The sequence below is a fragment of the Xanthomonas hortorum genome (assembly GCF_011305375.1).
GTDB classification, from domain to species: Bacteria; Pseudomonadota; Gammaproteobacteria; order Xanthomonadales; family Xanthomonadaceae; genus Xanthomonas; species Xanthomonas hortorum_E.
In genome coordinates this window covers 19,546-33,795 of record NZ_VCME01000009.1, presented here as the reverse complement: position 1 = coordinate 33,795, position 14,250 = coordinate 19,546, and the positions used below count along the sequence as shown (strand labels likewise).

The 14,250-nt window shown below is 67.0% G+C and carries 13 protein-coding genes; 6 read left to right on the top strand and 7 right to left on the bottom strand.

The genetic code is table 11. From position 1 onward, the window contains the following. Positions 1-229: 229 nt before the first annotated feature. Positions 230-736: a CcdC protein domain-containing protein gene (locus FFY45_RS10115; protein ID WP_176340338.1), complete on the top strand. Its 507-nt coding sequence runs from the start codon at positions 230-232 to the stop codon at positions 734-736. 66 nt (positions 737-802) lie between these two features. On the opposite strand, the gene FFY45_RS10110 is transcribed toward FFY45_RS10115, so the two are convergent. Beyond that, a complete protein-coding gene (locus tag FFY45_RS10110; RefSeq protein WP_176340337.1) occupies positions 803-2,068 on the bottom strand; it encodes a phospholipase D-like domain-containing protein in 1,266 nt (421 codons plus the stop codon). A 148-nt stretch (positions 2,069-2,216) separates the two neighbouring features. Continuing rightward, positions 2,217-3,056 (bottom strand): SDR family oxidoreductase, encoded by an 840-nt coding sequence (locus tag FFY45_RS10105; protein ID WP_176340336.1) that lies wholly within the window; start codon positions 3,054-3,056, stop codon positions 2,217-2,219. 100 nt (positions 3,057-3,156) lie between these two features. On the opposite strand from FFY45_RS10105, the gene FFY45_RS10100 reads away from it, so the two are divergent. After that, positions 3,157-4,050 (top strand): LysR family transcriptional regulator, encoded by an 894-nt coding sequence (locus tag FFY45_RS10100; RefSeq protein WP_176340335.1) that lies wholly within the window; start codon positions 3,157-3,159, stop codon positions 4,048-4,050. 252 nt (positions 4,051-4,302) lie between these two features. Beyond that, on the top strand, positions 4,303-5,664 hold the full coding sequence (locus FFY45_RS10095; protein ID WP_115041031.1) for an MFS transporter: 1,362 nt from the start codon (positions 4,303-4,305) through the stop codon (positions 5,662-5,664). 205 nt (positions 5,665-5,869) lie between these two features. Here the strand turns inward: FFY45_RS10095 and FFY45_RS10090 are convergent, their stop codons facing one another. The 5 genes from FFY45_RS10090 to FFY45_RS10070 form a co-directional block, all read right to left on the bottom strand. Then, on the bottom strand, positions 5,870-8,182 hold the full coding sequence (locus FFY45_RS10090) for an FUSC family protein (protein WP_176340334.1): 2,313 nt from the start codon (positions 8,180-8,182) through the stop codon (positions 5,870-5,872). Continuing rightward, positions 8,179-9,639, bottom strand: coding sequence for an efflux transporter outer membrane subunit (locus FFY45_RS10085; protein ID WP_176340333.1), 1,461 nt, complete (start codon positions 9,637-9,639; stop codon positions 8,179-8,181). The genes FFY45_RS10090 and FFY45_RS10085 overlap by 4 nt, the downstream gene beginning before the upstream one ends. Next, the gene (locus FFY45_RS10080; RefSeq protein WP_176340332.1) at positions 9,636-10,577 is read right to left on the bottom strand and encodes an efflux RND transporter periplasmic adaptor subunit; all 942 of its coding nucleotides are present in this window, start codon (positions 10,575-10,577) and stop codon (positions 9,636-9,638) included. The genes FFY45_RS10085 and FFY45_RS10080 overlap by 4 nt, the downstream gene beginning before the upstream one ends. Then, complete coding sequence (locus FFY45_RS10075) at positions 10,574-10,783, bottom strand: DUF1656 domain-containing protein (RefSeq protein WP_005996740.1); 210 nt, start codon at positions 10,781-10,783, stop codon at positions 10,574-10,576. The genes FFY45_RS10080 and FFY45_RS10075 overlap by 4 nt, the downstream gene beginning before the upstream one ends. Positions 10,784-10,877: 94 nt before the next feature. Continuing rightward, a complete protein-coding gene (locus FFY45_RS10070; protein WP_176340331.1) occupies positions 10,878-11,333 on the bottom strand; it encodes a MarR family winged helix-turn-helix transcriptional regulator in 456 nt (151 codons plus the stop codon). 130 nt (positions 11,334-11,463) lie between these two features. Between FFY45_RS10070 and folE the strand changes: the two genes are divergently transcribed. From folE to FFY45_RS10055, 3 genes are read left to right on the top strand one after another with little or no spacing between them, the layout of a single operon-like run. Continuing rightward, complete coding sequence (folE, locus tag FFY45_RS10065) at positions 11,464-12,066, top strand: GTP cyclohydrolase I FolE (RefSeq protein ID WP_043889569.1); 603 nt, start codon at positions 11,464-11,466, stop codon at positions 12,064-12,066. 19 nt (positions 12,067-12,085) lie between these two features. After that, on the top strand, positions 12,086-13,555 hold the full coding sequence (locus FFY45_RS10060) for a DUF3375 domain-containing protein (RefSeq protein WP_176340330.1): 1,470 nt from the start codon (positions 12,086-12,088) through the stop codon (positions 13,553-13,555). Beyond that, positions 13,542-14,243, top strand: a complete 702-nt coding sequence (locus tag FFY45_RS10055) for a DUF4194 domain-containing protein (RefSeq protein WP_039816153.1) — start codon at positions 13,542-13,544, stop codon at positions 14,241-14,243. Before FFY45_RS10060 ends, FFY45_RS10055 begins: the two co-directional genes overlap by 14 nt. Positions 14,244-14,250 lie beyond the last annotated feature (7 nt).

Here is a 14,250-nt window from a genome sequence, read left to right as displayed (position 1 = left end):
GCGTGTGGCAATGGCTGGCGCGCGGGGGCGGGGCGTTCACCGGCCGTGGCAGGGAGCTGCGCCGCGCGTGGAAATCAGCGGTCTGTGGCGATCGTCGCGTGTGGCGGAGGCCGGTCGGGCAACCAGACTGCCCCTGCAGAAAGTGACACTTGGCACCTTGTTCGCGTTGGCAGCTGGTTTCATTCTGCGGCGGTCACCTCACCTGCATCTCACCTGGAAAGGAATCGCCATGCCCGCTGCTGCCATCGCACCGCTGACCCCGTATCTCTCGATGGCGGCCATCGCCTTTCTCTACTACCGGCGCATCCGGCGCAGCTTCGGCCGCCAGCAATGGAAGCCGGTGAGCACGGCGGTGCGGACCGTGGTGCTGGTCATTGCGGTGGCGGCGCTGGCGTACGCGGTCTATGGCTTGCCGCAGGTGCGTCCAGGGATCGCCGTGGGAACGCTGGTGGGCATCGGGCTGGGAGCGCTGTCGCTGCGCTACACGCATGCCGAATGGGTGGAGGGCCGTGGCTGGTACACGCCCAATCCGTGGATCGGCGGTGGGCTCACGCTGGTGCTGCTCGGGCGGCTGGCCTGGCGCTGGGCCGATGGCGCCTTCAGCGCGGGCGCGGCGGCGGCCGGCTCGCAGGCCAGCCCGTTGACGCTGGGGATTGCTGCGGCGCTGGTGCTGTATTCGCTGGTCCACGTTGGCGGGCTGTGGTGGCGGCTGCAGCAGCTTCGCTTGCAGGCGTGACCGCCTGCGCGAGTGTGCGGCGCTGAGCGCGGGTGCGCTCAGTACCAGGCGGGAGGCGGCAGTTGCCTACACCTGCGAGCGGAACGGGACGACCAGCTTCTCGCCCAGCTTCTGCCGCAGCGGCCGCTTGCGCCAGCGTTCCAGCGTGTATAGCTCGGCCCGTTGCAGATCGCGCTCGAACACCTCGGTCATCTGCGCGGCCAGCGCGCGGTCGTAGACATTCAAGCTGGCCTCGTCGTTGAGGCGGAACGAGCGGATGTCGAAGTTGGTGGAGCCCACCGAGACCAGCAGGCCGTCGATGATCAGCAGCTTGGTGTGCAGCATGGTGGGCAGGAATTCGTGGATGGCGATGCCGGCCTGCAGCAGCGGCTCCCAACTGGCCTTGGAGGCCAGCCGCACCGAGATCGCGTCGATATGCTTGCCGGGCAGCAGCACGCGGATGCGCACGCCGCGCGCACGCGCTTCCAGCAGCGAGCGGGTGATCAGCGCATCCGGCACGAAATACGCTGCGGCCAGATCGATCGACGTACGCGCCGCAGCGATGGCGATCAGATACATCAGGTGCATGCTCTCGCTGCCACCCGCTGGCGAGGCCACGAACAGCTGCGCGTCGCTGTCGCCGGCCGGTGCCAACTCGGGGTAGTACTCGGCGCCGTTGAGCACGCGGCCGGTGGTCTTGATCCAGTTGTCGTTGAAGGCAGCCTGCACCTGCGCCACCACCGGGCCTTCGATGCGGTAATGCGAATCGCGCCAGTGCTCCGGGTCCTGCGCATCGCCCATCCACTGGTCGGCCACGCCCACACCACCGGTGAAGCCGATGCGGCCATCGATCACCAGCAGCTTGCGATGGGTGCGGTTGTTGACGCGGTGCAGGTTGTACCAGGTCAGCGGGCGGTAGCGATGCACCTCCACGCCGGCGTCGGTCATGTCCTCGACTAGCGTGTTGTCCATCTTCAAACTGCCGCCCCAGTCGATGGTGACGCGCACCTTCACCCCGGCGCGGGCGCGCTCGGCCAGCGCCTGGCTGAACTCGCGGCCGATCTCGCCCGACCAGTAGATGTAGGTTTCGAAGGTGATGGTGCGCTGCGCGCTGCGAATGGCGGCCAGCATCGCCGGAAAGATCTCATGGCCGTTATGCAGCACCTGGATCTTGTTGCCGGGCAGGATCGCCGGGCCCAGCAACACCGACATCTCGCGTTTGAACTGCGGGTCGGACACGTCGTAGCAATGGCTCGGGATGTGCTCGAGCTTCTTCTCGGGCGTGGCGAAGTTGAGCAATAGCAGCCCCACCACCAGCGTGGTGATGACCGTGGCCACGATGATCCATGTCATGCATCCAACCCCTGTTCCGGACCGTTGCGGCCTTGAGCGGCCGGCATTCTGGCAAGGCTGGACGCATGAGGGCTGTGAAGGGTGGGGCGCTAGCTGCGGATGGGCGCCGGCGATACCGCAGAACGCGCTCGCTGTAGCGTTGTTGCCATCACCCGGCGGCAGCCGGGTTATCGGTGGAAAACGCAATGTCGCGCTGGTTTTCGAGCGCGGCCAGCCGCGTGGTCAACGCATCGCGGATGGCGTGGTACGCGCTGCCGCCCATGACCAGGCGAAACGGCGGTGGCGATTGTTCGGTGCAGGCGATCATCGCCGCGACCATGCGCTCCGGGTCGCCGACGATGACCCAGCTGCCGTCGTCCAGTGCGCGGCTGAGTGCGTCGACCGGCGTGCCGGCGTAGTCGGCGGGGATGTCGGTTCTGACCAGCGAAGCGCCGAAGTTGGTGCGTGCCGGGCCGGGTTCGGCCAGGGTGAAGTGGATCCCGAAGCCGGCCACTTCCTGCGCGACGGCTTCGACAAAGCCTTCGATGCCCCATTTGCTGGCGTGATACAGGCTGAAACCGGGATAGGCGATCTGGCCGCCTTCGGAGGACACCTGCACCACGTGCCCGCCACCTTGACGACGCAGGTGCGGCAGCGCGGCCTGGATCAGCGTGATGGAGCCGATGAGGTTGGTGTCGATGACCGCGCGCACCTGCTCATCGGTGGCGGCCTCGGCCGCACCGAGCGTGCCGTAGCCGGCGTTGCTGATCAGCACGTCGATCCTGCCCAGGGTCTGGAAGGCCTGGGCCACGATGTCGCGCACTGCTGCGCTGTCGCGCAGATCGAGCTGAAACACGTGCAATGCCTCGCCGTGCAATGTCTGCAGATCGGCCAGCGCATCCGCGCGCCGCACCGTGGCCGCGACACGATCGCCGCGTGCCAGCAGTGTTTCGACCAAGCCGCGGCCGAAGCCGGAAGATGCGCCTGTGATAAGCCAGGTCCTGGACATGGGCATTGCCTTTGCGTGGGGAAGGAACACCACCCTAGGCGCGGAGAATTGATGGGTCTATGCCATAGAATTCGAATGCGTTGATGCGTTTTGACCACTAATGCCCAAGCCCACCTTCAATGACCTGGCCGCGTTCACCAGTGTGGCCGTGCACCGCAGCTTCCGGCGTGCGGCCACCGAGCTGGGGCTGGCGCCGTCCTCGCTCAGCCACCTGATCAGCGCGTTGGAACGCAACCTCGGCGTGCGCCTGCTGCACCGGACCACGCGCAGCGTCTCGCTGACCGAAGCGGGCGAGCGCCTGTACGCAAAACTGGTGCCGGCGCTGCAGGATGTGGAGCAGGCGTTGAGTGAACTGGACGCCTTCCGCAGCGGGCCCACCGGCACGGTGCGCATCAACGCGCCCGAAGTGGTGGTGCGGCTGTTGCTGCAGCAGGTGGTGCCGGAGGTGCTGGCGCGGTATCCGGCGCTGTCGGTGGACCTGGTGAGCGAAGGGCGGCTGGTGGATATCGTGGCGGCTGGGTTCGATGCCGGCATTCGCCTGAGCGAGTCGGTGCCGCAGGACATGATTGCGGTGCCGTTCGGCGGGCAGACGCGTTTCATCGCGGTGGCCGCACCTGCATATCTGCAGCGCGCCGGCAGCCCGGGCACGCCGGACGATCTGCATCGTCATGCGTGCATCCGGCATCGCATGCCCAGCGGCAGGCTGTACCGCTGGGAGTTCGAGCGGCGCGGTCAGGAGGTGGCGATCGATGTGCCGGGACGGCTGACGCTGGACCAGATCCTGATGATGAGCGAGGCGGCCGAGGCCGGCCTTGGCATCGCCTATGTGCCCGAGCATGCGGTGATGGCTGCACTGGCGCGCGGCACGCTGGTGCGCGTGCTGGAGCAGTGGTGCCCGGCCATTCCAGGACTGGTGCTGTATTACCCGGGACATCGCCAGATTCCACCGGGCCTGCGTGCGTTTATCGATACGCTCAAGCAGGTGCTGCCCTAGTCATCGATCTGTATCCAAGCGGCAAATCGCTTGCTGCGCCGACTCCGAAAGCGGGCTGAAGCGCTATAAGCGCAACTAGTGGACGTCGTTATGGAACGACACAAGCGCACGCTCCGCGTTGGCTGCCGCCCGCTCGCGAACCGGACGCACTAGCCGCTTGCGTGGCGCCTGCCTATGCGCCGAAATGCTTACATGCGTCACACAAGCGCGCACCTATACTGCCGGGTGTCCCACCCACAAGGTTCTGACTGCATGAGCGCACCCCCAACGTCCCCGATTGCCGCCGGTTCTGGCGCAGCCCCCGGTAGCCTTCGCCGTTCGGTGTCCAACACGCTCAAGGGCTCGGCCGGCAATCTGGTCGAGTGGTACGACGTCTACGTCTACTCGGTGTTTGCGGTCTATTTCGAATCGCAGTTCTTCTCCAAGGAAGACAAGAACGCCACGATGTTCGTGTGGGCGATCTTTGCGATGACCTTCCTGATGCGCCCGATCGGTGCGTGGTACTTCGGCCGCTTTGCCGACCGTTACGGCCGGCGCCTGGCGTTGACGATTTCGGTGTCGATGATGGCGCTTTGCTCGTTCGTCATCGCGATCACTCCGACGGTCTCCACGATCGGTATCGCCGCGCCGATCATCCTGCTACTGGCGCGTCTGCTGCAGGGCTTTGCCACCGGTGGCGAGTACGGCACCAGCGCGACCTATATGTCCGAGGCGGCGATTCCGGGCCGGCGCGGGTTTCTGTCGTCGTTCCATTACGTCACGCTGGTTGGCGGGCATGTATTGGCGCAGACCACGTTGCTGGTGATGCTGCATTTCTTCGATGCGCCGCAGGTGTCCGAGTGGGGCTGGCGCGTGGCGTTCGGCCTGGGCGGCATCGGTGCGTTGGTGGTGTTCTGGCTGCGCCAGAGCATGGACGAGTCGCTGAGCTCCGAATCCATCGCCGATTCGCGCACCGGCAAGGCCAAGGCCTCTGGCTCGATGCGCGAGCTGTTCGTCAATCAGTGGCGTCCGCTGCTGCTGTGCTTCCTGATCACTGCCGGCGGCACCATCGCGTTCTACACCTACTCGGTGACCGGGCCGAAGATGATCCAGACCGCGTTCGCCGGTGGCGACGTGATGGCCGGCACCATCATCAACCTGGTCGCGCTGACGGTGTTGATGCTGATGCAGCCCATTGGCGGTTGGCTGTCCGACATCGTCGGGCGCAAGAGCCTGCTGGTGTTCTTCGGCATCGGCGGGGTGCTCTACACCTGGTTCCTGGTGATGGAGCTGCCCAAGCAGACCGACTGGTTGACCGCGTTCGCGATCCTTACCGTAGGCTTTGTGATCCTGACCGGCTACACCTCGATCAATGCGGTGGTGAAGGCGGAATTGTTCCCGACCCACGTGCGCGCGCTGGGCGTCGGCCTGGGCTATGCGCTGGCGAACTCCGCGTTCGGTGGCACTGCGCCGTTGTTGTACCAGGCCTCGTTGAAGACCGGTCACGTCAGCGAGTTCGTGATCTACGCAACGGCGGTGATTGCGGTGTCGTTGGTGGTCTACATGTTCTTCCTGACCAACAAGGGCAGCAACTGGCTGGATGACGAAGCGGCGATGCATCAGCGCAAGCGGTGATGTGTTGCGTGCGGGCTGAGCCGTTCCCTTCTCCCTGCGGGAGAAGGTGCCCGAAGGGCGGATGAGGGTACGTGCGAAGCCTCGTGTCATGTACCGCGAGTGGCTTCGCCCCGTACCCTCACCCCAACCCCCGCTCCGCGCCCCGGCCCGCGCTTGCGGCGCGGGCGCTCGAAGGAACGCGCGCCAGTGGCGCGCAAGCAGTCCCTTATCGCCCCGAGGGGAGAGGGGCTAAAGCAGATGGCTTCTGTGTGATGTCTTTGGGCTGCTGTACCGTCTTTGCAAACACGCTGTAACGCAGCCCAATCAAACCCAGCAGCGCTTCATCGCGATGCGTGCCTGCTGGCACCTTGCCCACGCGCGCCAGCGACACGTCCAGACGGTCACGCAACGCATCGGGCCCAAGCAGCGGCCGCTTGTGCGCAATCTGCTGCCGATAATGTTTGGCGACATCGACCAGGATCGCGTCCACCGCATCAATACTCGGCTGCGGCAAACCATGCCGCGCGCTGCGCAGCTGCAGGATGTTCAAGCCCACACGCACTTCGTTGAGCATATCCACCGAGGCCAGGTCGCTGCCTTCCGGCGTCAGTGCCAAGCGCGGTGCGAGCAAGCCAAGCAAGTCCAGCATGCGGGAGGCGAACTGTTGGCGGTCTTGTGCACCGTGGCCCTCCGCAGCCTCGGCCAGCGTGCGCCAGCCCTGGCGTACCAGGCGGCGCGCGCTCCATTCCGCACCCACCGAGCGAAACAACCGCGTGAGCACCACTGCGAATCCAATCCCCAACACCATCGCCACCGCCGCGTTGACGAAGCTCTGGATGTTGGCGTTATAGGTGTTCTGCAAACTCAGCAACGCGGTGAGGTTCACCACCAGCGGCAGTGCGATCAACATGCTCTTGGGGCGATGCAGCAATGCGCCGATCGGCAGGAACACCGCCGCCAGCACCAGCACCAGCATCGAGAAATCGTGGATGGCCGGAAAGATGCCGAACAGGTAGATGCCGGCGACCACGCTGGCCACCACCGCCCAGGTCAGGAATGACAGCATGCTCGGCGCAGGGTCGTCCTGTGCGGCGAAGAACGCGGCTGTGACCGCGGCCATCATCGCGCCGTTGCCGCCGCCTTCCCACCCGATGCCGATCCACAGCACGCAGTACGCCATCAATGCAAAGCCCGCGCTCAATGCGGAAAACGCAGCCATGCCGAAATCGATGTGGCGTGCGGTGCTGGCAGGTGCCGGCGCATCGGCTGTATCGCGCGGTGACCCGGTAAGTCGCTGCACTAGTGAGGAGCGCTGACGTGGCTGCCCAGTGTGCCCGAGCAATTCAGCCTCAGATTGCGCTGGTGGAAGTGCGGTTACAGCATCGCGTCGTGACCAGCCCAGGCGCTGCAGCAACGAAGACCGCGTGCGCGAACGCGTAGCCGGTTCGCTTTGCGCAGTGTCATCCTGGTTGAATGATTCCGCCGTTGCGGGTTGTCTCGCGGCACCCGGCATCGCGCGCAGCACCGGCGTCGCTGCGCCTTGCACTAACGCCCGCTTCAGCGCGCGGCAGTCCTGCCACAGGTCTAGCAGCTCCTCCAGGCGCAGCAGCAGGCTCGCCAGCAGTAGATGCGAGATGTCCTGGTCCACCACCGGGCGCAACGTGGCGATGCGTGCGCGCAATGCGTCGATGTCAGTGTCGTCGCGTGTGTCGTCGGTGGGATCCACCCAGGCAGCGACCTCTTCCAACAGCGCTGCGATATCCGGCGACTGCTTAGAACCATCACGTTGCAACGCATCCAGCCGGTCGGCGATCGACGACAGCACCGGCAGCAACAGCAGCATGCGGGCGCGCAAGTGTTCCAGCGTGGGTGCGTCACCGGCATGGCGGGGGTCATCATGGCGCACGAAGGCGATCAAGGCCTCGAACTGCACCAGGTCTGCCGCCAGGCGATTACGCGGCGCCTGCGATGGGCCGCGCTGCAGCACCTGCCGGCACCATTGCGCGGCGTCCTGCATCCAGTTGCCGATGCGCGCGGTGAGCATCGGTCGGACCGAGGCGGGAAACACCAGCGACGCGAACAGCACCGCCATCACCGTGCCCAGGATGATCTCTTCGCTGCGTGCCACCACGGTGTCGAAGATGCCCTCCGGCGCGGTCACCGCCGGGAAGCCGATGAACGCGGTGGTATAGCCGGCAAGCAGAAACGCATAACCGCGCGGACCGCGATTGAGCAGCGCCAGGAACAGGCAGGCCGACAGCCACAACGCCATCGCCGCGCTCAGCAACAGTGGCGTCTCCACCAGGTTCGGCAACATCACCAGGGTGGCCACGCCGGCCAGCAAGGTGCCGAGCACGCGGTACACGCCCTTGGCGCGGGTGGGGCCGAGCAGCGGTTGCGAGACGATGTAGACCGTGGCCATCGCCCAGTACGGCCGCGACAGATTGCCGGCCAGCCCCACATACAACGCCGCGATCGAGGCGGCGAAGGTCTTGGCCGAAAACAGCCAGGCCTGGCGATCGCGCAGCAGCGCCTTCATCGTGCGGCCGTCGTATCGGTGTGGCCGGCGGTGGTTTCCCAACCGCCGCCCAGCGCCAGGAACAGCTGCAGTTGATCCTGCGAGACCTGCGCCTGCGCATTGGCCAGCGTCATATCGGCGGTGGCCAGCGTGCGCTCGGCATCCAGGCTGGACAGATACGGGGTGCGCCCGCCCTGATACAAGCGCCGGTTCTGCGACGAGGCCAGCTCGGCCTGTTGCTGCGCCTGTTCTAGCAGATGCAGGCGGTCAAGATCCTGCGCGTAGCGCGACAGCGTGGTCTGCACCTCGCGCAGGGCCTGCAGCACGGTGTTGTCGAACTGCGCTAGCGCCGCGTCCGCGCCGGCTTCGGTGGCGCGGATGCGGGCTCGCGCACCGCTGGACGGCAGCGTCCAGGAAATCAGCGGGCCAAACGACCAGGCATGTGTGGCCGGTTCGCCGAAGTCGGCCAGCAGGCCGGTGGCGCCGATCGAGCCGCCCAGACGGATATCCGGATACAGCTCGGCAGTGGCCACGCCGATACGCGCAGTGGCCGCCGCCAGCCGGCGCTCGGCCTGGCGCACATCCGGGCGACGCGCCAGCAGCGCGCGGCCGTCGCCAATCGGAATGGGTTGCTGCAAGGCTGGCGCGTCCGCACAGCGGTCCACACCGGCCGGCACCTCGCCGGGCGTCTTGCCGATCAGCGCGGCCAGTTGGTAACCGGCCGTCTGGCGACGCGCGCGCAGCGGCGGCAGCGCCGCTTCCAGCATCGCCACCTGCGCGGTGGCGCGGGCCAGATCGGGCGGTGTGCCACGGCCGGCATCGATCAGGCGTTGGGTGATGTCGCGGCTGCGCTGCTGCAATTGCAGCGAATGCTCGGCCACATGCAGCTCGTGATTGGCGTGGCAGATCTCCACATAACTGCCGGCCACCTGCGCGGCCACGTTGACGCGGGCCAGATCGATCGCGGCCTGGGCGACCTGCGTATCGGCCTGCGCGGCCTCGGCGCCGCGTTGCAGCTTGCCGAACAGATCGAACTGATACGACACCCCGAACTTGCCGTCGGCCAGGTTGAACACCGGCAGCTTTTCTTCCTGCAGGAAGGCCTCGGCCGAGACCTGCGCGCGGCTGACGCCGGCTTCCACTTCGTAATCGAAACCGCCCGCGTCCAGCGCCTGTTCGTACACCGCGGCGGCGCGGCGCAGGTTGGCACCTGCGACCTTCAACTCGACGTTGTCGCGCAGCGCCTGTTCGATCAGGCCATCCAGCATCGGGTCCTGATACAGCGCCCACCAGCGTGCCGGCAGCGGTGCGCCGGGGTGTACCTGGTCGTTGCCGGTGTCGAGAAACGCGGCATTGGCGGTAGGCCGGCTGTAGGCGGAGTCGCTCGGCACCGCGTAGTTCGGGCCAACCGTGGTGCACGCGCTCAGTGCGCTCAGCAGTACAGCCAATCCCAGAGGACGAAACACGGCGTGCTTCATGGCGCGGCCTTCGCCTGCACGCGGGCAGGCGCGGCGACCGGGGCCGGGGGAGTGGCCGGGGCAGGGCGCACGGCGTCCGGCAGGATGGTCACGGTCGCAGTGCGCCCGGCGATCAACTGCAACTGCGCCGGCACCTGATCCAGCACGATGCGTACCGGAATGCGCTGCGCCAGCCGCACCCAGTCGAATGCCGGGGTGACGTTGGGCAACGCGCCAGCGCTGCCGCTGCGGTAACGGTCTTCGATACCGGCAGCGATGCTTTGCACATGCCCATGCAAGGTCACCGGCTCGCCCATCAGGCGCACGTCCACGCGCTGGCCGGCATGCACGCCGTGCAGGCGGGTCTCTTCGAAATAGCCATCGACACGGAACGAGCCGGTGTCCAGCACCGCCACCACCGGGCGGCCGGCGCTGACGTAATCGCCCACACGCACGGTGCGGTCGCTGACATGGCCATCGGCGGGGCTGCGCACCTGCGTGCGGTCCAGATTGAGCTGGGCCAGGTCCACCGCCGATTGCGCGGTGGCGACTGCCGCCTGTGCCTTCTGCACATTGGAGCGGCGCACCTCGGCATCCTCGGCGGCGACCAGGTCCTGCAGGCTGCGGTCGCGCGCAATCTCGCGGCGCAACTGGCTCAACGTGGCCTGGCGCTCGGCCAGCGCGGCGCGGGCCTGTTCCAGCGCGATCGCGTAGCGCGCGCGGTCCACCACGAACAGCAGCTGCCCGCGCGTCACCGCCTGGTTATCGGACACCGCCACCTGCTCCACCAGCCCGGACACATCCGGCGCTACCTGCACCACATCGGCGCCCACGTGCGCATCGCGCGTCCACGGCGCCTCCATGTAGTAACGCCACAGGTGCTGCAGCACCAACGCGGCCACCACCACCATCGCCAGGGTCAGCAGCGCCGGCCCCGCGGTCTTGATCAGCTTTTTCACGATTGCATCCAACGGGTAAGGAAAAACAGGCCACCCAGCAGCGCGATGTACAGCGCCAGGTTGAACAGCGCCGGGTGCCAGACATGGCGATACGCACCGGCGCGGGTCAGCAGCGCGCCGATGGCGCTGTTGAGCAGGTAGGCCAGCGTCATCAACGCCAGCAGGGTGGGTACGAACACACCGTAGAGACTGAATTCGCCGTACATCGCTTACTTCCTGAAGAGAAAAAGACGCCCGGCGGCGTGGTGCGCGCCGTCCATCTGCACTGTCATCGCGCGCCGCACGGGCCGCGCATGGCGCTTAGTCGGACTGGCCCAGTCGCGCATGCGCCTGCGCGATCTGCTCCCACAAGGTCAGCACCGTCTGCACCTGCGCCTCGCTGAGCGTGCCGAACACCTCCGCGCGCAGCGCATCCAGACGGAGTTCGATGCGCCCGACCAGCGCCTGGCCTGCATCGGTGAGCCACAACTGGTTGGCGCGGCGGTCGCTGCTGTCGGCCTCGCGGCGCACCAGCGTCTGCGCGCACAGCTTGTCCAGCAGCCGCACCAGGGAGGGGCCTTCCATGCCCAGTTGCTGCGCCAGCGTCACCTGGCGGATGCCGCCGCCGGAGCGGCCGATCATCAGCAACGGCCCGGTGCAGGCGCTGGACAGGCCAAATTCGCCAAGCGCCTGGTCAGCCAGCCGCTGCCATTGGCGGGCGGCGACCAGCAGCCCGGAACTGAGCTGCGCACGGGAGGACAGAGGGGGATTCGTCATAATCGATAGGATGCTATCAATTTAATAATGAATCAATAGCTGCTGAACCCGGGCAAGCCGGCGCAACCGCCACTGGGGTGGCTGGCCTGTCCTCGGGTACCATGCTCGCCCCCTTTGGGTGCACCTGCGCATGAGCCAGTCCGACCAGCCCGATTCCTCCGTCACCCAGGCCCAGGCCGAAGAAGCCGTGCGCACCTTGTTGCGCTGGGCCGGCGAAGACCCGGCCCGCGAGGGCCTGCTCGACACCCCGCGTCGGGTCGCCGAGGCCTATGGCGACTGGTTCAGCGGCTACCGCGAAGAACCGCGCGCGTACCTGGAGCGCACCTTCGAAGAGGTGGCCGGCTACGACGAGCTGATCGTGCTGCGCGACATCTCCTACGAAAGCCATTGCGAGCACCACATGGCGCCGATCATCGGCAAGGTGCACGTGGGCTACCTGCCGCGCGGCAAGGTGGTGGGCATCAGCAAGCTCGCCCGCGTGGTGGAAAGCTACGCGCGCCGCTTCCAGGTGCAGGAAAAGATGACCGCGCAGATCGCCCAGTGCATCCAGGACGTGCTGCAACCGCGCGGCGTGGGCGTGGTGGTGGAAGGCTCGCACGAGTGCATGACCACCCGCGGCATCCACAAGCGCGGCGTCAGCATGGTGACCTCCAAGATGCTCGGCAGCTTCCGCGAGGACGCCCGCACCCGCGCCGAGTTCCTGCAGTTCATCGAAGTGGGCGGCAAGCGTTGAGGCAGCCGTTGCCGTCGCCATGAAGCACCAGGCACGCATCGCCGGCTATCGCCAATTGCGCGAGCAGCCGGTGTGGAAACTGCTGGCCGCCGACCACGCGCCGGAGCTGATCGGCCTGCTGCAGACGGTATTGATGGACGGCGAACGCCGCCTGCCCTCGGCCGTGCTGCATGAGCGCCTGCAGCGCCAGCTCGATGTGTTGCGCGCCGACGAACTCTCGCGCGAGTTGCCGCGCACTGCGCAGGCCTATCTGGCGCATTGGCTGGCGCAGGGCTGGCTGGAACGCCGCCTGCCCGAAGGCGCGGCCGAAGAAGAATACGAACTGTCGCGTGCGGCCACCCAGGCCATCCGCTTCATCGTCGGTCTGCGCGAGAGCAGCAGCAGCGCCACCGAAAGCCGGCTGTCGCTGGTGATCCAGCAGCTGGTGCAATTGGCTGGCCAGACCGAAGCCGACCCGGAACTGCGTCTGGTCGCCCTGCGCGAAGAACGCGCGCGCATCGATGCCGAGATCGAGCGCGTGGCCTCCGGCCGCGTGGCCGCGCTGGATGGCAAGCGCGCACTGGAGCGCGCCCGCGACCTGATCCATCTCTCCGATGAGCTGGCCGAGGATTTCCATCGCGTTCGCGATGATTTCGAACAGCTCAACCGTCAGTTCCGCGAGCGCATCATCGACGACGAAGGCGCACGCGGCGATGTGCTGGAGCAGCTGTTCAACGGCGTGGACGTGATCGCCGACAGCGAGGCCGGGCGCACCTTCGAGGCGTTCTGGAGCCTGCTCAACGACACCCAGCAAAGCAGCCAGCTCGATCAGGCACTGGATGCGCTGCTGGCACGCGGCTTCGCCCGCAAGCTCGACCGCCGCGAACGCGCCTTCCTGCGCGGGTTGACCGGCACGCTGCTGGAGCGCGGCGGCGAAGTGCACACGGTGATGCAGCACTTCGCCCGCAGCCTGCGCGGTTTCGTGCAGAGCCGCGGCTATCTGGAACAGCGCCGTCTCAATCAATTGCTCAAGCAGGCGCAGGGCGAAGCCTTGCAGCTGCGCGACAGCCTGCACGCCACCACCGCCACCGGCTACACGCAGGCGTTGAGCGCTGCCCGCCTGCGTTCGCTGTCGCAATGGCGCCTGCACGACCCGCGCCTGACCCAGGTCGATGGGCGCGTGCAGGCCGCCGATGCGGCAGACATCTCGCTCGACAGCGTGGGCGATCTGGTCGCGCAATCGGAAATCGACGTGCGCAGCCTGCGCCGCGACCTGCACGAGCTGCTCGGCCAGCGCCCGCGCCTGACCATCGGCGATGCGCTGCAGCAGCGCCCGGCCGCGCAGGGCCTGGGCAGCGTGATCGGTTACCTGTCACTGGGCACGCGCCACGGCGTGGTGATCGACGGACAGATGGAAACGGTGCAATGGGAAGGCGGCGACGGCGCCCTGCGGCGCGCACGCATTCCGCTGGTGTGGTTCACCCGGGAGAAACGCAATGAACTGGACTGAGGACACCCGCCTGGACGCGGACGAGGACAGCGGCGCATCGGCCGATGCCGGCCGCACGCTGCTGACGGAGACATCGCCTGCACAGCCGCGCGGCGAGTTGTTCCTGGGCGACACCGGCACGCTGCCGTTCGACGCGCGGCGCGCGCTGTGCCAGCTGTTGGCCGGCCCCAGCATCGATGCGCAACGCCACGGCGCGTTGTGGCCTGCGCTGTTGCGCAACGAAGCGGCGATCCGCCAGGTGTTGTGCGAGCTGTTCCTGGAGCTGGTGCTGGACCGCGAGGGCGGGGTGGCCTTCACCCGTCAGGCCGACACCGCCGAGCTGGAATCGCCGACCCTGCTGCGCAGCGCGCCGCTGACCTTTATCGAGTCGGTGCTGCTGCTGTTCCTGCGCCAGCAACTGGCCGAAGCCGATACGCGCGGCGAGCGTGCGGTGGTGGACGAAGCGCAGTTGGTGGAAGCCTTGTCGGTCTACGAGAAGAACGTGTCCACCGACCGCGCCGGATTCGCGCGACGGGTGCTGACGGCGATCGGCAAGATGCGCGAGAACCAGTTGCTGTCGCGGCTGCGCGGTAGCGAGGAGCGCTACGAGGTCTCGCCGGTGCTGAAGTTGCTGTTCTCGGCCGAAGACGTGCAGGCCCTGGTGGTGGCGTATCGCGGCTTGCGCGAGGGCGACGTTGCGCTCGACTAAGTACCTT

What these genes read in the sequence shown, in the direction of transcription:
- FFY45_RS10115 (WP_176340338.1), top strand. Translation starts at nt 230, where the DNA reads ATGCCCGCTGCTGCCATCGCACCGCTGACCCCGTATCTCTCGATGGCG.
- FFY45_RS10110 (WP_176340337.1), bottom strand. Translation starts at nt 2,068, where the DNA reads ATGACATGGATCATCGTGGCCACGGTCATCACCACGCTGGTGGTGGGG.
- FFY45_RS10105 (WP_176340336.1), bottom strand. Translation starts at nt 3,056, where the DNA reads ATGTCCAGGACCTGGCTTATCACAGGCGCATCTTCCGGCTTCGGCCGC.
- FFY45_RS10100 (WP_176340335.1), top strand. Translation starts at nt 3,157, where the DNA reads ATGCCCAAGCCCACCTTCAATGACCTGGCCGCGTTCACCAGTGTGGCC.
- FFY45_RS10095 (WP_115041031.1), top strand. Translation starts at nt 4,303, where the DNA reads ATGAGCGCACCCCCAACGTCCCCGATTGCCGCCGGTTCTGGCGCAGCC.
- FFY45_RS10090 (WP_176340334.1), bottom strand. Translation starts at nt 8,182, where the DNA reads ATGAAGGCGCTGCTGCGCGATCGCCAGGCCTGGCTGTTTTCGGCCAAG.
- FFY45_RS10085 (WP_176340333.1), bottom strand. Translation starts at nt 9,639, where the DNA reads ATGAAGCACGCCGTGTTTCGTCCTCTGGGATTGGCTGTACTGCTGAGC.
- FFY45_RS10075 (WP_005996740.1), bottom strand. Translation starts at nt 10,783, where the DNA reads ATGTACGGCGAATTCAGTCTCTACGGTGTGTTCGTACCCACCCTGCTG.
- FFY45_RS10070 (WP_176340331.1), bottom strand. Translation starts at nt 11,333, where the DNA reads ATGACGAATCCCCCTCTGTCCTCCCGTGCGCAGCTCAGTTCCGGGCTG.
- folE (WP_043889569.1), top strand. Translation starts at nt 11,464, where the DNA reads ATGAGCCAGTCCGACCAGCCCGATTCCTCCGTCACCCAGGCCCAGGCC.
- FFY45_RS10060 (WP_176340330.1), top strand. Translation starts at nt 12,086, where the DNA reads ATGAAGCACCAGGCACGCATCGCCGGCTATCGCCAATTGCGCGAGCAG.
- FFY45_RS10055 (WP_039816153.1), top strand. Translation starts at nt 13,542, where the DNA reads ATGAACTGGACTGAGGACACCCGCCTGGACGCGGACGAGGACAGCGGC.